This window comes from Chryseobacterium sediminis, from assembly GCF_008386505.1.
Taxonomy (GTDB): Bacteria; Bacteroidota; Bacteroidia; order Flavobacteriales; family Weeksellaceae; genus Chryseobacterium; species Chryseobacterium sediminis.
In genome coordinates, this window is record NZ_VUNZ01000001.1 from 2,209,627 (window position 1) to 2,235,468 (window position 25,842).

General features: G+C 36.2%; 24 protein-coding genes. 18 read left to right on the plus strand and 6 right to left on the minus strand.

Annotation, left to right across the window (positions count from 1 at the left end; all coding sequences use genetic code 11):
* The first annotated feature begins 46 nt into the window (after window positions 1-46).
* The 4 genes from FW780_RS10070 to proC all read left to right on the plus strand — a co-directional run bounded on the left by FW780_RS10070 (window position 47) and on the right by proC (window position 3,915).
* Window positions 47-1,252 carry a pyridoxal phosphate-dependent aminotransferase gene (locus FW780_RS10070; RefSeq protein WP_149833461.1) on the plus strand — a complete coding sequence of 402 codons (1,206 nt, stop codon included), beginning with the start codon at window positions 47-49 and terminating at the stop codon, window positions 1,250-1,252.
* Between the two features lie 10 nt (window positions 1,253-1,262).
* Window positions 1,263-1,748: a hypothetical protein gene (locus FW780_RS10075; RefSeq protein WP_149833462.1), complete on the plus strand. Its 486-nt coding sequence runs from the start codon at window positions 1,263-1,265 to the stop codon at window positions 1,746-1,748.
* 3 nt (window positions 1,749-1,751) lie between these two features.
* Window positions 1,752-2,765 (plus strand): UDP-N-acetylmuramate dehydrogenase, encoded by a 1,014-nt coding sequence (gene murB / locus FW780_RS10080; protein ID WP_149833463.1) that lies wholly within the window; start codon window positions 1,752-1,754, stop codon window positions 2,763-2,765.
* Window positions 2,766-3,111: 346 nt separating this feature from the next.
* Window positions 3,112-3,915, plus strand: coding sequence for a pyrroline-5-carboxylate reductase (gene proC / locus FW780_RS10085; RefSeq protein WP_149833464.1), 804 nt, complete (start codon window positions 3,112-3,114; stop codon window positions 3,913-3,915).
* On the opposite strand, the gene FW780_RS10090 is transcribed toward proC, so the two are convergent.
* The gene (locus FW780_RS10090) at window positions 3,905-4,318 is read right to left on the minus strand and encodes a VanZ family protein (RefSeq protein WP_149833465.1); all 414 of its coding nucleotides are present in this window, start codon (window positions 4,316-4,318) and stop codon (window positions 3,905-3,907) included. The genes proC and FW780_RS10090 overlap by 11 nt on opposite strands.
* A gap of 56 nt (window positions 4,319-4,374) precedes the next feature.
* On the opposite strand from FW780_RS10090, the gene lnt reads away from it, so the two are divergent.
* Window positions 4,375-6,009, plus strand: coding sequence for an apolipoprotein N-acyltransferase (lnt, locus tag FW780_RS10095; RefSeq protein WP_149833466.1), 1,635 nt, complete (start codon window positions 4,375-4,377; stop codon window positions 6,007-6,009).
* A gap of 154 nt (window positions 6,010-6,163) precedes the next feature.
* Here lnt and FW780_RS10100 read toward each other — a convergent pair whose 3' ends face one another.
* The gene (locus tag FW780_RS10100) at window positions 6,164-7,873 is read right to left on the minus strand and encodes a T9SS type A sorting domain-containing protein (RefSeq protein ID WP_241676880.1); all 1,710 of its coding nucleotides are present in this window, start codon (window positions 7,871-7,873) and stop codon (window positions 6,164-6,166) included.
* 243 nt (window positions 7,874-8,116) lie between these two features.
* Between FW780_RS10100 and rpmB the strand changes: the two genes are divergently transcribed.
* The 6 genes from rpmB to FW780_RS10130 all read left to right on the plus strand — a co-directional run bounded on the left by rpmB (window position 8,117) and on the right by FW780_RS10130 (window position 10,580).
* Window positions 8,117-8,359 (plus strand): 50S ribosomal protein L28, encoded by a 243-nt coding sequence (gene rpmB / locus FW780_RS10105; RefSeq protein ID WP_002976757.1) that lies wholly within the window; start codon window positions 8,117-8,119, stop codon window positions 8,357-8,359.
* Window positions 8,360-8,365: 6 nt separating this feature from the next.
* A complete protein-coding gene (rpmG, locus tag FW780_RS10110) occupies window positions 8,366-8,548 on the plus strand; it encodes a 50S ribosomal protein L33 (RefSeq protein WP_027373683.1) in 183 nt (60 codons plus the stop codon).
* A 20-nt stretch (window positions 8,549-8,568) separates the two neighbouring features.
* Entirely contained in the window at window positions 8,569-8,721 is a 153-nt protein-coding gene (locus FW780_RS10115; protein ID WP_002976755.1) for a DUF4295 domain-containing protein, read from the plus strand.
* An 89-nt stretch (window positions 8,722-8,810) separates the two neighbouring features.
* On the plus strand, window positions 8,811-9,278 hold the full coding sequence (locus tag FW780_RS10120; protein WP_149833467.1) for a RidA family protein: 468 nt from the start codon (window positions 8,811-8,813) through the stop codon (window positions 9,276-9,278).
* Window positions 9,279-9,293: 15 nt separating this feature from the next.
* On the plus strand, window positions 9,294-10,247 hold the full coding sequence (ftsY, locus tag FW780_RS10125; RefSeq protein WP_149833468.1) for a signal recognition particle-docking protein FtsY: 954 nt from the start codon (window positions 9,294-9,296) through the stop codon (window positions 10,245-10,247).
* Between the two features lie 72 nt (window positions 10,248-10,319).
* On the plus strand, window positions 10,320-10,580 hold the full coding sequence (locus FW780_RS10130) for a GlsB/YeaQ/YmgE family stress response membrane protein (RefSeq protein WP_047425902.1): 261 nt from the start codon (window positions 10,320-10,322) through the stop codon (window positions 10,578-10,580).
* 75 nt (window positions 10,581-10,655) lie between these two features.
* On the opposite strand, the gene sppA is transcribed toward FW780_RS10130, so the two are convergent.
* On the minus strand, window positions 10,656-12,413 hold the full coding sequence (sppA, locus tag FW780_RS10135; protein ID WP_149833469.1) for a signal peptide peptidase SppA: 1,758 nt from the start codon (window positions 12,411-12,413) through the stop codon (window positions 10,656-10,658).
* 20 nt (window positions 12,414-12,433) lie between these two features.
* On the opposite strand from sppA, the gene folK reads away from it, so the two are divergent.
* From folK to fmt, 6 genes are all read left to right on the plus strand, one after another.
* The gene (gene folK / locus FW780_RS10140) at window positions 12,434-12,850 is read left to right on the plus strand and encodes a 2-amino-4-hydroxy-6-hydroxymethyldihydropteridine diphosphokinase (protein WP_149833470.1); all 417 of its coding nucleotides are present in this window, start codon (window positions 12,434-12,436) and stop codon (window positions 12,848-12,850) included.
* Window positions 12,851-12,867: 17 nt separating this feature from the next.
* Window positions 12,868-13,983, plus strand: a complete 1,116-nt coding sequence (locus tag FW780_RS10145; protein WP_149833471.1) for an OmpA family protein — start codon at window positions 12,868-12,870, stop codon at window positions 13,981-13,983.
* 51 nt (window positions 13,984-14,034) lie between these two features.
* A complete protein-coding gene (locus tag FW780_RS10150) occupies window positions 14,035-15,564 on the plus strand; it encodes an OmpA family protein (RefSeq protein WP_149833472.1) in 1,530 nt (509 codons plus the stop codon).
* Window positions 15,565-15,774: 210 nt separating this feature from the next.
* Entirely contained in the window at window positions 15,775-17,214 is a 1,440-nt protein-coding gene (locus FW780_RS10155; protein ID WP_149833473.1) for an OmpA family protein, read from the plus strand.
* Between the two features lie 76 nt (window positions 17,215-17,290).
* Complete coding sequence (locus tag FW780_RS10160) at window positions 17,291-19,195, plus strand: RecQ family ATP-dependent DNA helicase (RefSeq protein WP_149833474.1); 1,905 nt, start codon at window positions 17,291-17,293, stop codon at window positions 19,193-19,195.
* 130 nt (window positions 19,196-19,325) lie between these two features.
* Complete coding sequence (gene fmt, locus FW780_RS10165; RefSeq protein WP_149833475.1) at window positions 19,326-20,273, plus strand: methionyl-tRNA formyltransferase; 948 nt, start codon at window positions 19,326-19,328, stop codon at window positions 20,271-20,273.
* 100 nt (window positions 20,274-20,373) lie between these two features.
* Here fmt and ribB read toward each other — a convergent pair whose 3' ends face one another.
* Both ribB and FW780_RS10175 read right to left on the minus strand, forming a co-directional pair.
* Window positions 20,374-21,495 carry a 3,4-dihydroxy-2-butanone-4-phosphate synthase gene (ribB, locus tag FW780_RS10170; protein ID WP_149833476.1) on the minus strand — a complete coding sequence of 374 codons (1,122 nt, stop codon included), beginning with the start codon at window positions 21,493-21,495 and terminating at the stop codon, window positions 20,374-20,376.
* 54 nt (window positions 21,496-21,549) lie between these two features.
* Window positions 21,550-22,566, minus strand: a complete 1,017-nt coding sequence (locus tag FW780_RS10175) for an LLM class flavin-dependent oxidoreductase (RefSeq protein WP_149833477.1) — start codon at window positions 22,564-22,566, stop codon at window positions 21,550-21,552.
* A gap of 244 nt (window positions 22,567-22,810) precedes the next feature.
* Between FW780_RS10175 and FW780_RS10180 the strand changes: the two genes are divergently transcribed.
* A complete protein-coding gene (locus tag FW780_RS10180) occupies window positions 22,811-23,659 on the plus strand; it encodes a M12 family metallopeptidase (protein WP_149833478.1) in 849 nt (282 codons plus the stop codon).
* Between the two features lie 41 nt (window positions 23,660-23,700).
* On the opposite strand, the gene FW780_RS10185 is transcribed toward FW780_RS10180, so the two are convergent.
* Window positions 23,701-25,827 (minus strand): helix-turn-helix domain-containing protein, encoded by a 2,127-nt coding sequence (locus tag FW780_RS10185; RefSeq protein WP_149833479.1) that lies wholly within the window; start codon window positions 25,825-25,827, stop codon window positions 23,701-23,703.
* Between the last annotated feature and the right edge of the window lie 15 nt (window positions 25,828-25,842).

Below are 25,842 nucleotides of genomic sequence, written 5' to 3' on the forward strand. Positions count from 1 at the left end.
TATTGAGAAATTAAATCCTATTTTTGTCATACAAATTTTTTGAACAATGCCGAATATTTCAAACAGAGCGCTGCATATGCCGCCATCGCCGGTAAGAAAACTGGTTCCCTTTGCATTACAAGCAAAACAGAAAGGAATAAAAGTATACCACCTTAATATCGGACAGCCTGATATTGAAACTCCGGAAACAGCTTTAAATGCTTTAAAAAACATCGATTTAAAAGTATTGGAATATGCACTTTCTGAAGGAAATATAGAATACAGAAAAGCCCTTACAGAATATTATCATTCACTAGGTTTTTCGGATCTTACCCCTGATAACTTCATTGTTACCAATGGAGGTTCTGAGGCCCTGAACTTTGCCATCTCTACTTTATGTGATGAAGGTGACGAAGTGATTATTCCTGAGCCTTACTATGCTAACTACAATGGTTTCACCAGCACATTTGATGTAAATGTAGTAGCAGTATCTTCTACTATTGATACAGGTTTTGCTTTGCCTCCTATTGAAGAATTCGAGAAAAAAATCACAGAAAAAACAAGAGCAATCATTATCTGTAACCCAGGAAACCCTACCGGATATCTGTATACCCGTGAGGAACTTCAGAAACTTGCAGATATTGCTTTGAAATATGATATTGTAATCATTTCTGATGAAGTATACAGAGAATATGTATATGACGGAAAACAGCAGATCTCAATGTTTGATTTCCCTGAACTGAGTGAAAACTGTATCATCATAGATTCAGAATCCAAGCGTTATTCTATGTGTGGAGTAAGAATCGGATGTATGGTTACCCGTTCAAGCAAAATCCGTAATGCTGCCATGCTTTTTGCACAGGCGAGATTGAGCCCGGTTCTTTTAGGTCAGATTGCAGCAACAGCGGCACACCAGAATGATGGTGCCTACATCAGAGCGGTAAGAGAAGAATATACTCACAGAAGAAACGTATTGGTAGATCTTTTGAATGCTATCCCAGGCGTAATCTGCCCAAAACCAAGAGGAGCTTTCTACTGTGTTGCTGAACTTCCGGTAGATGATACTGAAAAATTTGCACAGTGGCTGCTTGAAAAATACTCTCTTAACAACGAAACCATCATGGTAGCTCCTGCAGGAGGATTCTACAGTGATCCGGAATTAGGTAAGAAGCAGGTAAGAATTGCCTACGTTCTGAAAGAAGAAGATTTAAAAAGAAGCGCTGAAATTCTGAAAGAAGCTTTAAAGAAGTACAGAGAAGAATTCAGCCTGTAAAATATATTCTATGCCGACAACAAAAAAACTCCATCTGAAAATACTGTTTTCGATTCTTTTGCTGTCGGCATTTTTTTCCTGTGATTCCAAAAAAACGGAACAGACTAATTCTCACAAAAACCCATACGAGATTACGTTCATCAGTGTATCCGAAATCGGGGGACATCTTGGAAATTACAGAATTATTAAAGCCACAAAAGATTCCGTTTTTGCAGAAAAAGGAATGACGGCTAATCAAACCCATAAAACATGGGGATCTGCTATCAATTCCAGTACATGGAAACAGCTTGTATCATCGGTAAGGATTGTAGACCTTGACCATATAAAAAGTTCTCCCAGTCAGCAATCGATAGACGGAACAGATGAAACTTTCCAGATCCGGACTCCGAAAAAATCACATATCTATGTGAATGCTTATGTGGACACTTTACATTATAAGCAATTACGACAACTTAAAGAACAACTAGACAAAATTCTTCCCAAAGAATACAAATAAAACATGCAGGAAAATTTTTCATTAAAACCTTATAACACATTCGGTGTTGAAGCTAAAGCCCGCTATTTTACTGAAATCAATACCATTGATGAATTAAAAGAAGCACTCATTTTCTCAAAAGCACGATCTCTTCAGCTTCTGTTTTTAGGAGGCGGAAGTAATATCCTTCTGACAAAAGATTTTGACGGCCTTGCCATCAGGCTTAATCTAAAAGGAATTTCTGAAGAGAGCATCAATGAAAATGAAGTATTGGTAACTGCAAAAGCAGGTGAAAACTGGCATGAATTTGTGATGTACTGCCTGCAAAAGAATTTTGGCGGATTGGAAAACCTTTCTTTAATTCCCGGAAATGTCGGTACTTCCCCAATGCAGAATATCGGAGCTTACGGAACAGAAATCAAGGATATTTTTGTAAGCTGTAAGGTATTGGATCTGGAAAATCTTGAACTTACAACATTCAATCTTGAACAGTGCAGATTCGGTTACAGAGATTCTATCTTCAAACAGGAAGGAAAAGGCAGATATGTTATTCTGGAAGTTACTTTTAAACTTACCAAAAAAGACCATTCTATCAAAACAGAATATGGTGCTATAAAATCTGAACTGGAAAACCTTGGTATTAAAACCCCAACTATTCAGGATATTTCCAAAGCAGTTATCAATATAAGACAAAGCAAACTACCGGATCCAAAAGAAATTGGAAATGCCGGAAGTTTTTTCAAAAACCCGACTATTCCTTTAATTCAATTTGAAGATTTAAAGCAAAAGTTTGAAAATATTCAGGGCTATCCCAATGGGGATATGGTAAAAGTTCCTGCCGGATGGCTGATTGAACAGTGTGGCTGGAAAGGAAAACAAATCGGAAATGTAGCTTCACACAAACTACAATCTCTCGTGATCATCAATGCTACCGGAAATGCTACTGGAAAAGAAATTTTTGATTTTTCTACTGAAATTATCAATTCTGTGAAAGAAAAATTCGGGATAGAGCTTGAACGGGAAGTGAATATTATTTAATCTAAAAAAAAAAATATACAAGCTGTATTCATGATGAGTACAGCTTTTTTCTATTTGTTGGAAAACGCAAAGGCGCAGAGTCCTTAATTTATGTTGAACTTTTAAGGCGCAAAGATTTTATCTTCGATAAAATTGAATACCGTATAATCTTTGCTACAGGATTCTATAACATTTTATGCTTGCTGAAAATCTTACATTGAGCGAAGTCGAAATGTTCTTGCGCTTTACAACAGTATGTTATTCAAAATCTTTGCGCCTTTGCGTTTTCCAACAAAACTTAATTTAAAATCAATTCATATCTGGTCTCCGGAAAATCATTATTTTAGCTTAAAAATTACAATTCGTGATGAAAATAGCTATTCTTGGAGCCGGAAATATGGGACTTTCTTTTTCAAAATCATTTTTGAAATATGAGCTGATCAAACCTGAACATCTGCATCTGATCATCAGAAGTGAATCAAAAATCTCCAAAATAGCTGAAGAATTCCCCAAATCTAAAATCTCCACCTTTGAAGAAGTAAAAGAAATTGATGCTGATTTGATTATCATCGCTGTAAAACCTCAGGATTTTCAATCCGTTGCTCAGAATATTCAATTTACATTAAAAGAAAACCAGATGGTATTATCCATCATGGCAGGAATCAATATTGAAAAAATTCAGAAATTACTGAATCATCCGCTTGTGGTAAGAGCAATGCCGAACTCTCCTACTCTTTTGGGAATGGGAATTACGGGATATACTGCTGCAGAAGGAATTTCTTTCAGTCAATTAATCAGTATAGAAAGATTACTGAACAGCACCGGAAGGTCGGTTTATCTGGAGGAAGAGGAACTTTTGGATGGTGTCACAGCCCTTTCCGGAAGTGGTCCTGCTTATTTTTATTACATCATTGATGCGATGATTAAGGCTGGTATGGAAATGGGAATTGAAGAAAACCTGTCCAAACTTTTTGTAAAACAGACCATGCTGGGAGCTTATCACCTGATCAATAATTCAGAGAAAAATCTTGAAGAACTGATTAAAGATGTTGCATCTAAAGGCGGAACTACAGAAGCAGCTTTAAAAACATTTGAAGAAAATAGTTTCAAAGAAATTCTGAAACAGGGAATTCTGAATGCCGAAAAACGCGCCAAGGAGCTTAATAATTAAATCTTTTTTCAATAATTCCGCAAAATTTCCATCCCAGATACACTCCAAATGTATTCATGATGATATCGTCTACCTCAAATATTCCCATTCTTGTAAAGTATTGCAATGCTTCAACAATAACGATACACGAGATAAAGCTAAATATCAGTGGCTTTAGTTTTTTAAGATCGGGAAAAATCCAGCCCAAAAACCCGAAAGGAATAAACATGATAATATTTCCTAAGACTATCATCACAATATCTATCGTCCTGTTAGGCCCCTGAATAAATTTTATTGTAGAAAAAACAGGTTCTAAAGTAAGGAGATTTTCTTCATACTGAAATCTGCCCATTCCTAAAAACATCAGGTAAAGCAGAAACAGCGTATACGGAACAATAATGATTTTATATACTTTCTTTAACATTGAACTGCTAATATATTCATTTCAAAAACATTAAATTTGTGTATTAAAATAATTTAATGAAATACGTTCTACTTACACTTATTTCAGCAATGCTGCTGTCGGTTTCATGGCCAACTTATGGAGTTCCGTTTTTTATATTTTTCGCTCTTGTTCCTCTTTTAATGATGGAACATGGAGTTTCAAAATTTTCAGATTACAAAAGGAAAAGCTGGGTGGTCTTCGGATTGTCTTATCTGTGTTTTGTGATCTGGAACATCGTAACTACAGGATGGCTGTACGGCTCAAAGAATCCTGACGGAAGTCACTCTCTAATGGCTGTTGTATTTCCTGTATTAGTCAATTCTCTTTTATATTCTTTAGTATTCCAATGTTATCACTGGTACAAAAATGCTCAGGGAACCTATTGGGGATTAGGATTTCTGATTGCGATCTGGATGAGTTTTGAAAAATTTCATTTGGGATGGGAATTAACGTGGCCATGGCTGAACCTTGGGAATGTATTCGCTGATTATCCAAAACTAATTCAATGGTATGACACTTTAGGAGCTACCGGAGGAAGTTTCTGGATTCTCCTGATCAATATTCTGATTTTCTACACAGTAAGAACCTGGGAAGCTGGAAGAAAGAGAAAAGATCTGATTAAAAATTCTGCAATCGTTGGAGCTTTGATTGTTCTTCCGATGATTATTTCGGTGATCAAATACAACAATTTTGATGAAAAACCAACCGGACAGGTGAATGTTCTGATGCTGCAGCCGGATCTTGATCCTTACGCTGAAAAATACTCGAAAGACAGCCTGACCATTGAGCAGGATTTACTGGCGCTTGCTGAAAAAAATTCAACAGGTAAAATTGATTATTATATTGCTCCGGAAACCGCTCTTCCCGGCAGAGGTTCTATTTCTGAAACCGCTTTTGAAAAAAGTTTACTTTTAAACAATATCAAAGGATTTTTATCCAATCATCCGGGATCTGTTTTTGCAACAGGAATTTCTTCGCATCGTTTTTTTTATAACCCTGCTAATTTGCCTAAAGAAGCCTATCAGATCAACAGCGGTGTCTGGGTGAGCAGTTATAATACAGCGATTCAATTAGTCCCTAATCAAAAAGTACAGGCTTACCACAAAGGAAAACTGGTACCGGGTGTTGAAATATTTCCTTATATGAGTGTTTTAAAACCACTTTTAGGTGATGCCATGCTGAACCTTGGTGGTACTGTAGCCTCTTTGGGAACAGATAAAGAAAGAGTTGCTTTTTCAAACCCTTACAACAAAGGGAAACTGGCACCTATTATCTGCTATGAAAGCATTTATGGTGAGTTTGTAACAGATTATGTAAAAAAAGGATCCAATTTCTTAGCCATTATGACCAATGATTCCTGGTGGGGCGTTACAGAAGGACATAAACAGCTTTTATCTTATGCTAAACTTAGAGCCATTGAAACCAGAAGAGAAATTGCCCGCGCTGCAAACAGTGGAATTTCTGCCCATATCAATGCTAAAGGTGAAGTAACTGCTGATACTTTCTATGGAGACAAAACAGCCTTATTTGCAAAGGTGAATCTATATGATAAGATGACATTTTATACAAGAGCAGGTGATCTTCTTTCAAGGTTTTCCATATTTGCTTTAGGGTTTTTACTGTTTTATTACCTTATTGAATGGTTCAAAAAGAAAACAAAGAAAGCGTGATTTTAAACACAAACTGCACAATTTTTTGCACGAATACCACAAGAATCAACGATCAAAAATTCTGCAGATTATTCAGATTTATTCGATAAAAAAAAAGAGAAAAGCCAGCTGGACGTCTGGCTTTTCTCATTAATAGAAGATAGAATTGATTCAATTATTTAATCGTAAGCTTCCTTGTGGTTATTTCGTTTTTTATCTTCAGTTTTAATAAATATACTCCTTTAGGTAAATGAGAAACATCAATTGATTGATCTCCATTTACACTGATATTCAGTTTCTTCCCGTCCATTGAATACATTTCAGCTTCTGAAACCTTTTCTCCTTTGATATAGACTTTATCTGATACCGGATTCGGATAGATGATAAGTTGTTTATCAGATTTAATTTCTGCCGTTCCCAATACACTTTGTACAGAAGCATCAGAATACACCTTTGAAGCATCAATAGACTTTACGCTCCAGTACACATTCTGAATAGCCGGATCAAGATCCAGAAACCATGATGGTGTTGTCACCACATATCTGGCAATATCATAAGCTCCCTGTGTAGATCCTACCGTAATTTCATATCGTAATGCATTCACCGGAGTTTTGTCATCAGAAGCACCGCTCCATGTAAAATTAAATCGGTTTCCGTTTTTCGTAAGATTCAGTTGAGTTGGAGCTGTAGGCTTCGCGTTTTCAGCAGTAGAATTATTTTTAAATACTTTAGTCAGTGAAGGCAGATCAGAAGCCGCCCAATCAAATCCTCCCAGTAAAATATCAAGTTGATGATCATTATTAAAGTCAAACAGATGTACCAGTCCCGGGCCTCCCAATTCAGTTATTCCCGTTAATGTTCCTTCATTAAACTTATTATTGGAAACATCATAGATATACGTTTTCACAACCGCATTATAGTCTTCATTTCCTGAAATGATAAAGTCATAATAACCATCATTATTCAGATCACCAACACTTAATGAAACATCTGAAATATCAGTTCCTGTAATTACTTGAGGTGTAAAATTCCCCGTTCCATCATTCATTAAAACCGCAAAATATCCATCATCATTTCCATCTCTCCCAATGACAACAAGATCCTGAAAACCATCTGCATTGAAATCCGCAAAATCTATTTTTCCAACAGCTACAGGAGCGAGATCCTGCGTAGGAGTAAGAACTCCTGCCTGATTCATATATACTTTAGAAACCGGACCCCCATTGACATCTGACCCAATAATCACAAGATCCAGAAGCTTATCATTATTAAGATCCACCACTTTAAAGCTTCCATTCTGAGTTCCGTCCACCCAGTTTTCCGTCATAACAAACCCCGTACCTGTATTCTTATAATAATCCAATGTATTTCCAAATCCACCTCCATGGCCATATTGCGTTCCATTGATAGCATAATCCGATTTTCCATCGTGATTAAAATCAAAAACTTCTACAGATCCATAAATTTTTCCGGGAAGTTCAGCATCTTTTACAAACCCTGTTCCTGTATTTTTAAAACGGTATTGTTTATAATTCACCACATCCATATAGCTGAGCCCGGTGGAAATAATATCCATCAAACCGTCATTATTATAATCAATGAATCTAATATCTCCCAAATGGGTTGCACCAGCTCCCAATCCTGCATAGGGTAATAATGTTGTTCCATTATTCTGATATACTTCATTATAGGTACTGTCTACATTCCCATCACCATCAGAATCTATCGCGCCATTGAGTACGATATCCATTGTACCATTGTTGTCTATATCTGCAATATCTGCCGCAGAATAATAAAAATTATTCATGCTGGTCTGTACCTCCGTAAAATTCTGAGCCATCAGACTGACAGGCAACATAGACAATAAAATATAAATCCTCCTCATATCTATTTTTATTTAGATTAATTAAAAACAAAGATAGAATATTAAATTCTTTGCTTAAAAAAAAGCCTGTATGAAATATATCAGCACTGATTATCTGCTGTATCCCAAGGATTCTACTATTTTAAAAATTCATGATTATTAATCAGTCACTTATTTGCAAATATTTTCTAAAAGATTTGTCTATCTAAAAAATTCTTCGTTATTTTGCACTCTCAAATATTATACAAATAAGAACATCGAGATATGTCAAGAATTTGCCAAATAACAGGAAAGCGTGCAATGGTTGGTAACAACGTTTCTCACGCTAATAACAAAACGAAGCGTCGTTTTGAAATTAACTTATTAGAGAAGAAGTTTTACCTTCCAGAGCAAGATAAGCACGTAACACTGAAAGTATCAGCTCATGGATTGAGAGTGATTAACAAGATTGGAATCGAGGAAGCTATTGAAAGAGCTACTAGAAACGGATTGATTAAAAAGAATTAATAAATCATGGCAAAAAAAGGAAATAGAGTTCAAGTAATCCTTGAATGCACAGAGCACAAAGAAAGCGGTATGCCAGGAATGTCTAGATACATTTCTACAAAAAATAAAAAGAACACTACAGAAAGATTGGAATTGAAAAAATACAATCCTGTTCTTAAGAGATCTACCCTTCACAAAGAAATTAAGTAATTTATAAATAATAACTTACCATGGCAAAGAAAGTAGTAGCAACCCTACAAAGCGGTCAGTCTAAGAAAATGACGAAAGTGGTGAAAATGGTTAAGTCTTCTAAATCAGGAGCTTACGTTTTCGAAGAAAAAGTAATGAATGCTGACGAAGTAGACGGTTATTTGAAAAAATAATCAGTACTTTGTTTACAATATAAAAAACTACTCATATTTTGGGTAGTTTTTTTGTTATCTTTGTACACCAGATTATTAATCAGTAAAGTATGAAAAAGATACTTGTTCTGGCCTGTACAGCAACTTTTCTATTTTCATTCAGTCAGAGAACAATGAACCCTGTAGATTATAAAAGTTCGCCAAAAGTTTTCAATATAAAAGGATTGTCACAGTCAGTAAGTATTGACTGCGGAAGTTCCAAAATGATTTTATTATCTGGACAGGTACCTCTGGATTCGAAAGGTAACCTTGTGGGAAATACTATAGAAGAACAGACTCAGCAGGTTTTCAAAAATATCGAAAACATCCTGAAAGAATACGGAGGAACAGGAAAAGATATTATTAAACTGGGAATCTTTACCACAGACATCAAAAAAACACCTGATTTCAGAAAAGTCAGGGATTTGTATGTCAACCTTCAGAATCCTCCAGTAAGCAGCCTTGTGGAAGTAAGCAGGCTTTTCAGAGATGATGTGCTTATAGAAGTAGAAGCCACAGCAGTGATTAAAAATAAATAAGAATAAACTAAAACTATGAGTTGGTTTAAAAATATTTTCAAAAAGGAAGAAAAAGAAACCTTAGACAAAGGGTTGGAAAAATCCAGCCAAGGATTCTTTGAAAAAATGACGAAAGCCGTAGTCGGTAAAAGCAAAGTAGATGATGAAGTACTGGATGATCTGGAAGAAGTACTGATTGCATCCGATGTAGGCGCCTCTACTACTATCAAAATCATAGGAAGAATTGAAGAACGTGTTGCCAGAGATAAATATGTAGGTGTAAACGAACTGGATAAAATTCTTCGCGATGAGATTTCAGGGCTACTGCTTGAAAATCCTCATGCCGGCACAGGAAATATTGACACCTCCAAAAAACCTTATGTAATTATGGTTGTAGGAGTGAATGGAGTGGGAAAAACAACGACTATAGGAAAACTGGCTCATCAGTTCAAATCAGAGGGTAAGAAAGTAGTTCTCGGAGCTGCTGATACCTTCAGAGCCGCTGCAGTAGATCAACTTGTGATCTGGAGCGAAAGAGTGGGTGTTCCTATTGTAAAACAGGAAATGGGATCTGATCCTGCTTCCGTAGCATTTGATACTGTACAAAGCGCTGTAGCACAAAATGCAGATGTTGTGATCATTGATACAGCAGGAAGACTTCACAACAAGATTAACCTGATGAACGAGCTTTCCAAGATCAAAAGAGTAATGCAGAAAGTAATTCCTGATGCACCTCATGAGATCCTGCTGGTTCTGGACGGTTCTACCGGACAGAATGCCTTTGAACAGGCAAAACAGTTTACAGCTGCAACGGAAGTAAATGCATTGGCAGTTACAAAACTAGACGGAACAGCAAAAGGAGGGGTTGTAATTGGGATCTCTGACCAGTTCCAGATTCCGGTTAAATATATTGGTGTAGGCGAAAAAATGCAGGATTTACAGCTTTTTAATGGTACGGAATTTGTAGACTCATTCTTCAAGAAAAGATGATTTATATCATGTTTTCCCTTATATTAGCAACAAATCAATTTTAAATATTAACAATTAAAAAAATTTGCAACTATGGGAATACTAACATGGATTTTATTCGGTCTTATTGCAGGTGCAATCGCTAAAATGATCATGCCCGGAACTCAGGGAGGAGGATGGCTAATCACTATTATCCTGGGAATTCTGGGAGCTTTTGTAGGAGGAGCTATAGGAGTTTACATTCTACACTGGGGAGATGTAACTTCATTCTGGAATCCGAGAAGCTGGATTCTTTCAATCGGAGGAGCTTTAATTATCCTCTGGATTTATGGAATGGCAACCAAAAAGAGCTGATATCAACTGATAAAAAATAAAATCCCGGATCTGAAATTTCAGATCCGGGATTTTTGTATACAATATAAAATTTAGTTAGTTGTTGATTCTGATCTGGTAAGGCATTTCCATTTTCACCTCAGACTGTAGTTTTTTGTCTGTAATCTGTTGTAGAATCTCATAGTTGGATTTACCAATCTTGTTCTTGATAATTCTGGCAGAAACATCCTCTTCATTCAGATCTTTGAAGATTTGCTCAAATGGTGACATTCTCTTAGGGAAAGCATCTATCTGGTAAGACTTCAGTCCTGCTTTTTGAGCGGCAAATTTCACTGCATCATTCAAAGTACCAAGTTCATCTACTAAACCAATCTCTTTGGCACGAACTCCACTCCATACTCTACCTCCACCAACATTATCAATCTGCTCAAAAGTTTTCTTTCTGTTCTGAGTTACAAAATATACAAATCTTTTATAAGTACCTTCCACACTTCTCGTCATCATATTTACCCCATAAGGAGTTACTCCGTTTAACCCTGAATAATACATAGAGTTCGCATTCGTAGAAACAATATCCGCACGAATTCCGTTTTTATTTGCAATATCTTTATAATAAGGCATTACCCCAAATACTCCGATAGAACCGGTAAGTGTATTAGGCTCTGAATAAATCTTATCAGCTGCCATGGCAACATAATATCCTCCTGAAGCCGCATAATCTCCGAAAGAAACTACCAATGGCTTTTTCTTTTTCAATTGCTGCAATTCAAATAAAATCTCATCTGAAGCATTGGCACTTCCTCCAGGAGAATTAATTCTGAAAACTACTGCCTTTACTTTATCATCATCCTGAAGTTTTTTGATATACTTCACATATTTCTCAGAATGAATATCATTATACTCATCTCCGTTGTTGATAGATCCTGAAGCATAAAGTACAGCTATTTTTTCACCAGATTTATCTTCATCAGCATAAGAACTGATATAGCTTGTCAGAGAAATTTTATTAAGTTTTTCCTTATCTTTTACATTCAGCTTGGTCTTAAGAAGATCTTCATATTCCGATTTCTGAATAAGCTTATCTGCAAGTCTGTATTTTAAGCTCTGATCAGGAATCATTCCGTATAAACTGTCTGTAATTGTTCTGAACTGAGCCGTATCAATTTTTCTCGAAGCAGCCATTTTATTGGAAGTATTTTTCCAAAGATCATTCAAAAGAGTGCTTAGCTGCTCTTTATTTTCCGGAGAAATATCATTTCTTAAAAAAGGTTCTACTGCAGATTTGAATTTACCGTGACGGATTACTTCAATTCCGATACCATATTTATCAGCAAAATCCTTAAAGAAAGTAACTTCAGTAGAAAGACCTTTCAGTTCAATACCTCCTGCCGGATGAAGATAATATTTATCCGCCACCGATCCTAAATAATAAGCAGACTGTGATACTCCGTTTCCGTAAGCATACACAAATTTTCCGCTCTTCTTAAAATCTTCAATAGCATTTCTAAGATCATCAATCTGAGTCAATCCTGCATTCAGATAATCTGCTTCAATACTGATCCCTTTAATATTATCATCGGTCTTAGCCTTATTAATAGCCTCCAATGCATCATATAAGAGTACACTTTTATTTTGGGCACCTATACCAAACAATCCCATCTCCTCTTCAGTAGGACTATCGATTATATTTGTCTTTAAATTAATCGTAAGGACCGAGTTCTTTTTCACCACCACAGACTTATCATTCCCCATAGAACTGAACACAAGCATCATAATGAAAAAGATGAAAAATAAAGCGCAAAGTATGACAATTGCTACTATATTTGCCAAAACATTTTTAAAGAAACTTCTCATAAATCAATCAATTTTCTAATATGTCGCAGCATAAGGTCGTTTTGTTACTAGGAAGTAACTTAGGAGAGCAAAAAAAAAATGTAGAGCTTGCATTAGAGAAGCTAAAAGATGCTGGAAATCACATCTCACAAACCAGCGAATATTTAATGTCCGAGCCCGTAGAATTTGCCAGTTCCAATATTTTTTGTAATATTGCAGCAATAATATTCACACCTCTTTCACCAATTCAACTGCTTGATTGTATTAAGAATATAGAAGTTGAGATGGGAAGAATTAATGATTCAAAAGTATCCGGAGGCTATACTGACAGGATAATAGACATTGATATCATTAAGTATAATGAATTAAATTTTCAATCAGAAAGATTAGAAATCCCTCATAAAAAACATCTTTTTGAAAGGGATTTTTCCAGAGTATTATTAAAAGATTTTATTTAAAACATAAAACATATTGTATGAAATTAGGTTTATTATTATTGGCTACGACATTGCCAATTGCAGCTTTCGCACAGAACAGCAGCACTACAGTAAACTCTTCCACAGAGTATCCTAATACATTCTCCTCAGGCTCCGCTAATGTACAAACTTTCGACAATAAAGCCAGACGCTTCAGAGACTGGTCTATTTCTGTTGGAGGAGGCCCTGCATTTATGGTTCACTCCGATTTAAAATCTATCCGCAAGGATAAGACCAATTGGGGATACAATGCCTATGTAAGCGTAGACAAACAAATCACACATGCATTCGCTCTAAGCGTTATGTATATGAGAGGAGAGACGAAACAGACAGGACAGCTTCCTGGCGCAGCAGGTCAAGTGGCTGGTTTAGGCACAGCAACTACACAATTTGATCAGGTGTCTTTATTAGGAGATGTTAACTTCTCAAACTTATTCAGAAGAGTAGACAATCACTCTCCTTACAGATGGGCGTTCCATGGTTATTTAGGAATTGGTATCCAAGGATTCAGAACATCGTTGCATGACAATGATGAATTCAGATGGAGTAATAGTCCGAAAAGAGTTCCTCTATTCATTAAACAAGATTTTGATATCAACTCTTTCTTTTATCAGGGAGGTATTGGTCTTAAATATAATGTTTCAAAACTTATTGATGTGGAAGCAAGAACCATGTATATAATAAGTGGAGATGATGAATTTGATGGTGGCGGATGGGCAGATCCTAACGATTATGATCCTGCATCAAAAAACTCCAAATATAATATGCTGAATGCCAGAAGATCAGACAATGCATGGACTGTAAGTTTAGGTTTATCTTTCAAACTGGGAAAACAGTTATCACACCTTGCATGGCATGACCCACTTCAGGAAGCATATTACAGAACCAGCGTTCTTGAAAATGCATCAACAGATCTTGTTGTTTGCGAAAAAGGAGATGCTGATAATGATGGAGTATGTGATGACTGGGACAGACAGCTTGATACTCCTGCAGGAGCAAGAGTAGATGGTGCCGGAGTTGCTTTGGATATGGATCTGGACGGAGTTATTGACCTGTATGATAAATGTGTTACAGTTCCGGGACCTGTTGAAAACAATGGATGCCCAATTAAATAATTTAAAAAAATAAACTTCTTTTTCTAAAAAGAAATCAAATAATAATACACGATGAAATTAAGTTTAGCAATTGTTGCATTGGCTTTGGCAATTCCTTCTGCCACTTATGCACAAGACTCAACGGCAGTTTCAAATGGAGAATACCCCAATACATTTTCTTCAGGATCTGCTAATGTTACCCCATTTACCAACCAATCCAAAAGATTTAATGATTGGTCTATTTCTGCCGGAGTAGGTGTTCCCCTTATTCAGTCAGGAGATTTGACTTCAATCAAAAATGGTAATGGTAAGAACCTTTTTGGATATTCAGCTTACGTAAGTATTGACAAAGCAATTACCCACGCTTTCGGAATCAATTTACAATACGACAGAGGTGAAACCAGACAGGGATGGTTCAATACTAAAAATGCAGCACCAGATGCATCAGCAGTAGGAGCAAGAACTCAGTATGATGCAATCTCAATCTTAGGAGATATTAATTTTTCTAATTTATTAAGAAGAGTTGATAACCACTCCCCTTACAGATGGGCGCTTCATGGATATGCTGGTATTGGTACTATTGCATACAGAGCATACCAGAAAGACGGTAATAACAGACAAAGCTTAGTGACTGAAATTAAGCCTTTCCAATTAGGTTCTATGTTCATGCAGGCTGGTTCAGGTCTGAAATTCAAAGTGAACAGAAGAATTGACATTGAAGGTAGATTAATGTATGTTGTAACCGGTGATGATGAATTTGATGGAGGTGGAGATAAATACAGCGCAATCAACAAGCGTGAGGAGCAGGTTTCTGACAACTTCTTCAATGCTACTTTAGGTGTTTCTTTCAAATTAGGAAAACATGAATCTCATCTAATGTGGCATGACCCACTTCAGGAAATCTATTACAAACTGGATGTTTTGGCTAATAAAAACCAGGATGTTGAAGTATGTAAAAAAGGAGATGCTGATAACGACGGAGTATGTGATGATTGGGACAGACAGCTTGATACTCCTGCAGGGGCAAGAGTGGACGGTGCCGGAGTTGCACTTGATACCGACCTTGACGGTGTAATTGATCTTTACGACAAGTGTGTAACGGTTCCTGGACCTGTTGAAAACAACGGATGTCCTATTGCTAAAAAAGACAATAAAGAAACCGCTGTAGAAGTAGAGAGAGCCCTTAAAGATATTTACTTCAACTTTAATAAAGCGACTATCAGACCTGAATCTAATGAGAAGTTAGATCTTGCAGCTTCAATTATTAAAGAAAACGGAGGTAACTACCTGTTGACAGGACATACAGATATCAAAGGAAATGCAGCTTACAACCTAAGACTGTCTAAAGAAAGAGCTGCTGCTGCGGTAGGAGCTTTGGAAAGCAGAGGTATCAATCAAAATGTACTGAAATCAAGAGGAGTAGGTTCTGCAGAAGCAGTAATCCCTGCATCAGCTTCAGATGCTGAAAGAATGGCAGACAGAAAAGTTACAGTAAGATTTATAGAAACATCAGAATGGGATGCTATCAAAAAGAAAGACTATGAAGATGCTCCTGTAAAAAAAGCGGTAAAAAAGGTACCTGCTAAGAAAAATAAGAAATAATTTTCATAATAACCAAAACCGAAAAGAATTGCTCTTTTCGGTTTATTTTTTTTCTACTACGAATTATTTTACCTACCTTTATCATTATTTTCAGGATAGCGGTATGAAACACATTAAAAATCAACCAGTTTGATTTGAAAAAAAATAACATAAAACCGCTTTTTAGCGTAAAAAATCATTTAAAATAACTTAACTTAAAAAAATAACACTATGAAATTAAGTTTAGCAATTGTTGCATTGGCTTTGGCAATTCCTTCTGCCACTTATGCGCAAGACTCAACGGCAGTTTCAAAAGGAGAGTATCCTAATACATTTTCTTCGGGATCTGCTAATGTTTCCCCTTTCACCAATCAATCTAAAAGATTTAATGATTGGTCTATTTCTGCCGGGGTGGGTGTTCCACTTATTCAGTCAGGAGATTTGACTTCAATCAAAAATGGTAACGGTAAGAACCTTTTTGGATATTCAGCTTACGTAAGTATTGACAAAGCAATTACTCATGCTTTCGGAATCAATTTACAATACGACAAAGGTGAAACCAGACAAGGATGGTTCAATACTAAAAATGCAGCACCAGATGCATCAGCAGTAGGAGCAAGAACTCAGTATGATGCAATCTCAATCTTAGGAGATATTAATTTTTCTAACTTATTAAGAAGAGTTGATAACCACTCCCCTTACAGATGGGCGCTTCATGGATATGCTGGTATTGGTACTATTGCATACAGAGCATACCAGAAAGACGGTAATAACAGACAAAGTTTAGTGACTGAAATTAAGCCTTTCCAATTAGGTTCTATGTTCATGCAGGCTGGTACAGGTCTGAAATTCAAAGTGAACAGAAGAATTGACATTGAAGGTAGATTAATGTATGTTGTAACCGGTGATGATGAATTTGATGGTGGTGGAGATAAGTACAGCGCAATCAACAAGCGTGAAGAGCAGGTTTCTGACAACTTCTTCAATGCTACTTTAGGTATTTCATTGAAATTAGGAAAACATGAATCTCATCTAATGTGGCATGATCCACTTCAGGAAATCTATTACAAACTGGATGTACTGGCTAATAAAAACCAGGATATCGAAGTATGTAAAAAAGGAGATGCTGATAACGACGGAGTATGCGACGATTGGGACAGACAACTTGATACTCCTGCAGGGGCAAGAGTGGACGGTGCCGGAGTTGCACTTGATACTGACCTTGATGGTGTAATCGATCTTTACGATAAGTGTGTAACAGTTCCCGGACCTGTTGAAAACAACGGATGTCCTGTAGCAACAACAGGACCTGTAGTAGAAACAGAAACTAAATTGGAAGGAATCGAATTTGATTTAAATTCTGACAGAATTTTACCTTCAAACACTCCAATCCTAAATAATGCTGTAAACTATATTAATTCTTCAACGGGTTCTTATAATGTAATCGGAGCGACTGATACAAGAGGTACTGACGCTTACAACCAAAAATTATCTGAAAGAAGAGCAAACAACGTTAAGAACTATCTGATCAAAAACGGTGTTCAGACAGGTAAACTACAGTCAATAGGAAAAGGTGAAAAAGACCTTAAATACCCTGAGTGTGAGCCAGCAACAAAGTGCCCTGAATGGAAAAACAGAGCCAACAGAAGAGTATACTTCGAAGCTAAATAATAAACTTACTTATATTATATGAAAGTCACGCCTGGCGTGACTTTTTTTGTCCTAATACTTTCCTTATTTTTACAATATGATTTCGCCGCAGGATTTTCAAAAACTAAAATATGATACCCTTAAATATTTCTGGGGTTATACTGATTTCAGAGATGCTCAGGAAGAAATTATTAATGCTGTCATTAATGAAAAAGATACTCTGGTTCTGTTACCCACAGGAGCAGGAAAATCACTATGCTACCAATTGCCTGCCTTACTGAAAGAAGGAACATGCCTGGTAGTTTCTCCTTTACTTGCATTAATGAAAGACCAGGTAAATCAGCTTAAATCCCGTGGCATAGAAGCAGAATATCTTTCTTCTGAGCTGGATGAATATGATGCTGAAGCAATTTACGACCGCTGTAAAGAAGGTCTTACCAAATTACTTTATGTTTCTCCTGAAAGACTTACCAATACTCAGTTTATTCAGAACATGCAGGAAATTCAGTTATCCTTTATTGCAGTTGATGAAGCTCACTGTATTTCAGAATGGGGACAGGATTTCAGGCCAAGTTATCAGAATATCAAAGGATTCAGAAGTAATAATCCTGAGATACCGTGCCTTGCTTTGACTGCAACGGCAACACCAAAAGTTTTGGAAGAAATCAAAAATAAGCTAGAACTGAAGAAGCCTTATGTTTTCCAAAAAAGCTTCAAAAGAGAAAATATCAAAATATTTACAGATGAAGTATCTGATAAATTCCAACGTGTTTTTGATATTTTAAAATACAGCAACGATTCTGGAATTGTATATGTAAGAACCAGAAAAGAAGCTGAACTGCTGGCAGAATTTCTGAAAAAAAATCAACTGAAAAATGTAGATTATTTTCATGCAGGCTTAACGACCAAAGAAAAAAACACCAGACAGAATCTTTGGAACAACAGTGACAATCATGTCCTTATTTCTACCAATGCCTTTGGGATGGGTATTGACAAAGACAATGTACGGTTTGTAATCCACTATTCTCCTGCCGCCTCTCTGGAAAACTATTACCAGGAAATCGGAAGAGCCGGAAGAGATGGAAAAGACAGTTTTGCCTTTATGCTTTGGAATAAACAGGAACTGCTGAATTTTGATCAGATATTAAAAAATCAAACTCCCAACAAAGCAGAGTTTTTAAAGATCATCAGCTACCTCTACTCTATTTTTCAGGTGGCAGAATTTGAGCTTCCTGAAAAAACATTTCAGCTGAATACTCTTGGTATACAAAATTTCACAAAACTGTCGAAAGCAAAAATCAACAACATACTCAATTTTCTGCACAACCAGGAAATTATCTACTACAACGAAAACAAAAGCCTGTCTTCGCTTGAACTTTTTATCAAGGCTGATGAAATAGATCAGTTACCACAAAAAGATGCGCATTTCATAGAGCTTCTTTTCCGTACTGTATCCGGTATCACTACCCACAAAGTAATGTTCAGTGAGCAACAGGTAAGCAATAAAATCAATGTCAGTGTCCCTTTAATCAAAGAACGTCTTAAGGAGCTGCAGCAAAAGAATTATCTTGAATATATCGACGGGGCACTTTCCAGTATTAAATTCCTGAAACCCCGCGATGAAAGAGCAGTCAATAGTTCTTATTGGAAATTATTTGAACATATTCAAAGAAACAAAATCCAGAAATGGGAAGAGATGAAGTTTTACTCAGAAAATAATGAATACTGTAAAATGAAACTCATCCTGGCCTATTTTGGTGAAAAAAATTCAAAAAACTGTGGCCAGTGTTCTGTCTGTGAAAAAAATAAACAGTCCATGTTTGGTAAGAATATTTCTCAGCAGATCATTAATTTATTAGCTAAAAAGCCAGCAACCATTGAAGAGCTTTCTATACAACTGAGTTATCATTCTAAAGAGAACATCTTAGAAAACCTTATTTTCCTTTTAGATTCCGGAAAGGTAAGAATGCTGAATTTCAGAACTTATGAACTCAATCATTAATAATGAGTAATAATAAGCATAGAATGATTTTAAATTAAAAGATAAAATATACTCATCCTATCTCTAAAACTCTACTATCCTCAGACTCTAACACCCTTCGACTCTCAGATCAAAAACTTATCTTTGCAGTATGAAATCATTGAAAGTCGTTTTTTTAGGGACTCCAGAGTTTGCAAAAACTTCTTTGGAGGCAATCCATCAATCTCACCATCAGGTGGTAGGTGTTGTAACTGTAGCTGATAAAGCAAGTGGACGAGGGCAGAAAATACACCAATCTCCTGTAAAAGTCTATGCAGAGGAAAACAATATTCCTGTTTTTCAGCCGGAAAAGTTGAGAAATCCTGAGTTTTTGGAAGAACTTAGAAAACTAGATGCCGATGTTTTTGTAGTTGTGGCTTTCAGAATGATGCCTAAAGTTCTTTTTGAAATGCCTAAAATGGGTACCTTCAATCTTCATGCATCTTTACTTCCGGATTATAGAGGAGCTGCTCCCATCAACTATGCTGTAATCAACGGTGAAGAAAAATCAGGAGCAACAACCTTCTTTATTAATGAAAAAATTGATGAAGGGAATATTCTTCTTCAACAGGAAATAGAAATTTTACCTGACGAAAATGCAGGAAGCCTTCACGACAGACTCATGGAAATGGGTGCAGGATTAGTCGTTAAAACATTAGATGGTCTGGCTGAAAATGCTATTGAAGAAAAACCTCAGCCAGAGGTAGAACATCCTAAAAACGCCTATAAAATTTTTAAGGAAGATACAAGAATCAAATGGGATCAACCTTCAAAAACCGTTCATCAGTTTATTCTGGGAATGTCTCCCTACCCTGCTGCTTTCACTACTTTAAAAATTGAAAACGAAGAAAAAGGATTAAAAATATTCGGCGGTAAATTTGAACTTTCTGACCATGGGAAACCGGCAGGAACTTTAGATATTTCAAAGAATGAATTTAAAGTCTATACCCAGGACGGAATTTATTATCCTCTGGAACTTCAGCTGGAAGGTAAAAAAAGAATGACTGTGAAAGATTTCTTAAATGGTTTCAGAAATTTTGATGGAATTGCATTAAAATAAAGAACTATATTCAGTTCGTTACCATATAAAAAAGGTTTAGAAAATTCTAAACCTTTTTTATATGGTAAACAGCCAAAAATTATTGTTGGCGATTCATTTATTATAGTTGTACCATCTCAGTAACTTCTACATCATATCCTCCAACCTGAGGTTTGATATTAGGATTTTGAGTGATTACTTTGAACTTGTTGATTCCTAAATTCTTTAAGATCTGCGTTCCAATTCCGTAATCTCTGTAATTGTACGCCAAAGTAGGATGCTGCTCCTGCCCGTCCTGATAGTTCAGGAACTGCTGAAGTTTTCTCAGTGTATTTTCAGAGTTAGAAACGTTATTGATGAAAATAATAGCTCCTTTTCCTGCTTCATTTACCATACCGGTTACTTTTTCCAATAATGGTTTTTCACCGTTGTTCAATCTTGTCAGCACATCAAAATAAGAATCTGAAGATTGTACTCTCACCAAAACCGGCTCATCTACTGTCCATGTTCCTTTTGTCAGGGCAAAGTGGATCTGATCATTGGAAGTTTCTCTGAAAGCATAAAAATCAAACTCACCGTAGTGCGTTTTTACTTTTTTCTCCTCAAGTCTTTCAACCAGATTTCCTTTTTTAAGCTGATAATGGATCAGATCTTCAATAGAAACGATCTTCATATCATGCTTCTGAGCGAATGCATGAAGCTCAGGCAGACGGGACATTGTACCATCTTCATTCATGATCTCACAGATTACTCCACCTTCTTTCAAACCTGATAAATGGGTAAGATCAATGGCAGCTTCAGTATGTCCGGCTCTTTTCAATACTCCACCTTTTCTTGCACGAAGCGGGAAAATATGGCCAGGTCTCATAAAATCTGTAGGTTTGGATTTTTCATCCATCAGTGCTAAAATTGTTTTTGCTCTGTCACCTGCAGAAATTCCGGTAGATGTTCCGTTTCCTAAAAGGTCAACTGATACGGTGAAAGCCGTTTCTTTAGGATCGCTGCTTCTGCTTACCATCACTTCAAGCCCAAGCTCATCACATCTTTTTTCAGGAAGCGGCATACAGATAAGCCCTCTTCCGTGAAGAGCCATAAAATTGATAATTTCCGGCGTTGTTAGCTCTGCTGCGCAAAGAAAATCTCCTTCATTTTCTCTGTCTTCATCATCTACTACTATGATTATTTTACCATTTTTAAGGTCTTCAATAGCCTCTGGAATAGTATTTAATTTAATATCGGACATTTTTACTTTTTATTTTTGCAAAGATACTCATAAAAATAAGCATCTGCCAACTAATTATGAATGGTTTATTACGCTTTGGATAGAGTTAGCTGCCTCTCTGAAAATCTCATAAGACCTCAATCTTTTCTGATGATCATAAATATGTGAATTGATCATCAGTTCATCAACCTGGAATCTTTCCTGAAAATCTTTAAGCTTTTCCTGAACTTCAGCCTGATCTCCGATAAAAGTATATCTCAGTTTCTGTAGAACCATAGATTTCTCCATGGGTGACCAGATTTCGTCCATATCATCAACAGGTGGAGCAAAAGGTTTTCTATCATTTCTTACGATATTGATGAAGGCCTGAAATAAAGTGGTAGAGATTTTATGAGCTTCCTGCGAAGTTTCTGCTGCTACCCCGTTTACACAGGCAATGATATAAGGTTTATCCAGATATTTTGAAGGTTCAAAATGTTCTCTGTATATTTTAAAAGCCATTTCCATCTGCTCGGGAGCAAAATGTCCCGCAAAGGCATAGGGTAAACCAAGTTCTGCGGCCAGCCATGCACTGTCGGTACTTGATCCCAAAATATAAATTGGAATATCAAGTCCTTCTCCAGGAATAGCACGAACCATCGCATCTGAATTTTCTTTTGAGAAATATCTTTGAAGCTCAAGTATTTGTCTTGGAAACTGTTCATTGATAATTGCTGGATTTCTTCCTAAAGCCTGAGCCGTCAATCCGTCAGTTCCAGGCGCTCTTCCTACTCCAAGATCTATTCTTCCGGGGAAAAGGGATTCCAGGGTTCCGAACTGTTCGGCAATAATCAGAGAACTGTGGTTGGGAAGCATAACTCCTCCTGAACCTACTTTAATTGTTTTCGTTCCGTTGGCTATAAATCCAATCAAAACAGAAGTTGCCGAACTGGCAATACTTTCCATATTGTGGTGTTCTGCCAGCCAGAATCTTTTATAATTTAAATTTTCAGCGTGATTAGCTAATGTTAAGCTGTCCTGAAAGGTATCGTGAATGCTTTTGCCTTGCTTTACCGGTGCAAGATCTAAAACAGAAATTTCAAAATTTTTCATATTAAAATGCTAATTTTTCTTTGGTCTCGAAAAAAACCATACAAATGTAAAACATAAAAACTGCATTAGTTACTTTTTGTAATTAATAAAAACAATTGATCAGTTCAGGGAAAAACTATTGACATTCAAACTTTATTTGCCTGATTTTATTTATACATTAAAATCTATATACTTTAACAGTAATAATTCAATAAAAAGAGAAATATTTATTATATTCGTATACCTAATCTTAAAAAACCTTAATATGAACAAAAAACCAAACGGTCTGTTGTATCGGCAGATTCTGACAGGAAAAACTGTCTTTATGAGTTTTCTTATTGCAGCAGTATTAACATCTTGCAGTAAAAATAATGAGGAAATTGCCTCCGAAGCTGAAACCAATGCCTTCAATGTTAAAAACGTTAAAAAAGGACAATTGAATGGCCAGGAAATTATTTATGAAAGAAAAAACGGAATGAATTTTTTCCAGGGAGACATTGTTCTTACCGACAAACAACTTGCAGAAGGCAGCGAATTCAATAAAGGCGGCGCCAGCTATTCAAGGTGGCCCAGCGGTAAAATTTATTATACTGTTGCCAGTAACATGGGATCTATCAATGCTAATAAAATTACAACTGCCGTGAACGAGTACAATACAAAAACAAATACTCAATGGATTCCACGTACTAACCAAACCAATTATGTTGAATTTATTTTTGGAAGTTCTTCCGGATCAGATGGCTGGGCTCATATTGGATATCAGGGAGGAAAACAGACGGTTTCTCTGGATCAATATATTTCTGTAGGATCGGTTATTCATGAAATGGGTCATACGGTTGGACTGTACCACGAACATACGCGTAAAGACAGAGATCAATACGTAAAAATCCTGTGGAATAATATCCAAAGCGGGCAGTCTTATAATTTCAATATTTATAGCTCGGGGACAGATATAGGACCGTTTAATATTAATTCTGTGATGATGTATTGGCCAACTTCTTACTCTAAAAACGGACTACCAACTATTACAAGAGCAGACAATTCAAGCTTTACATATAACAGAACAGGCTTTACCACCGGGGATATCAATACTATTAATGCGATGTACCCTTAACTTTAAAGAACTTTTGTGACTATCAAAAAAGGGAAGAATTCTTATGAACTCTTCCCTTTTTTATAATTATAATGATTAATCAGAATCCTGATTTCATTGAATTCAAAATGGCTTGGCAATGCATTCTTCCACTCAGTCAATGTTTCGTGTGGATTTTTGTAAAACTCTTCTTCAAAAGCTTTGATTTTATCTGAGGTAATTACTCTTGAAATATCCAGCAATCCCTGTTCTGCAAACTTAGCAAGATGTCCAATGACTGTTTCTTTCACCAAACCTCTTTCCAGTGCAATTTCTCCGATCGTTTTTCCCTGTTCAAATAACTGAAAGGTTAAAACCTGAGACGGAACTTTAGCTATTTTCAGATTGATTTCTTTATCATTTTTTTCATCTAAAAGTTTAGTTTCCAGAAGATAAATTTCTCTTAAGCTATTCAGGTATTCTTCAATGTCTTCCAGCCAGTTTTTGAATTCCTCGTTATATTGTTTTAAACCTTTCGCTCCTTTTATTTCGGCATAAAATTCTTTCAAAGGATCAAAAATTTTGTTTCTGGTTTCTGTAAAGAAGAAATTAACGGCTCCTTTTGATTTACTTTCAATCTCGGACCAGTCTTCCTTTTGTTCAATGAAATTATTGACTTTCTGGAAAATGATCCTTTCCAGCTTTTCAAAGATTTTTCCAAGATTTACCGCTTCATGCTTCAACTGAAGATAAAGCTGTTTAGTCTTGGCATGATCTATATTCTTGGTTACGATGGACAGGTTATTCCACTCTTCTACTTCTTTTAAAAACCATGTACAATCAAGGGTACGAAGTACTTTCCTGATGCTGTAGTCATATTTTTCCTGATTCAGAATGGCTTCCACATTGTCGTTGGCAATAGTATCAGAATGAAAATGCAAAATCCTGTTATCTTTGAAAATAACTTCAGGGGTAATTTTTGATTTTAAAACAATTCCTTCCAACGTTCTGCAGCGGGATAAAGCCACATAAACCTGGCCGGCTGTAAAACTTTTTCCGGCATCAATAATAACTTTATCAAATGTCAGTCCCTGACTTTTGTGGATTGTTACAGCCCACGCAAGTTTAATAGGAAATTGTTCAAAACTTCCCAACACTTCTTCCTGAATATTTTTATCGGTATCAAGGAAATATTTTTTCTGTTCCCAGGTTTCTCTTTTAACTACAATTTCATTTTCGCTTTCGTCCAGAACAACACGAATTTCATTTTCATCCAACCCAATAATCTCTCCTAGTTTTCCGTTGAAGTATTTCTTTTCCCCTGAAATATCATTTCGGATAAACATAATCTGAGCGCCAATTTTCAATTCTAAAAACTGTTCGTTGGGAAACTGGTTTTCTTTAAAATCACCTACAAGTTTAGCTTCATAAGTCTGAGGATCTACCTTGATTTCCGCTAATTTTTCCAAGTTGATTTCATCAGCCATCTTATTGTGAGAACACAGATATACGTAAGATTCTTTCCCCATGTCAAAATCAGGATCATATCTTTCATTGAGGTGGTTAAAATCTATATTATCCACATCACCGTCACGGATAGCATTCAGAATCGCCAGAAATTCCTGATCAGACTGTCTGTAAACTTTTGTCAGTTCGATGGTAACAATCGGAATTTCCTTAATGGCATGGCTGTCAAAAAAGAAAGGTGAATTATAGTACATTTTCAGGATATGCTCATCCCTTACCACAGGCGGAAGCTGAAACAAATCCCCAATGAACAGCATCTGCACCCCTCCAAACCTTTGATTATTCCTTCTGATAAATCTCAAAGAAAAATCCATCATATCCAGAACATCAGCTCTCAGCATTGAAACCTCATCGATGATAATGATTTCAACCTCTCTCAGAAGTTTAAGTTTATCTTTACGGTATTTAAAATGGGGCATCAGATCGGCAATATTATTAGCCAAACTGGTGTCTATTCTTTCTGTCGTAGGAAGAAAAGTTCTCAACGGCAGTCCAAACATAGAATGAATGGTAACTCCTCCCGCATTGATTGCAGCAATTCCAGTAGGGGCTACTACAATATGTTTTTTCTTTGTACGTCTTACAAAATCATTGAGAAACGTTGTTTTACCTGTTCCGGCTTTCCCAGTCAGAAAAACACTTCTGTTCGTATATTCTATTAAGTCAAAAAAATGATTGTTCATCGTTGTCAAAAATAC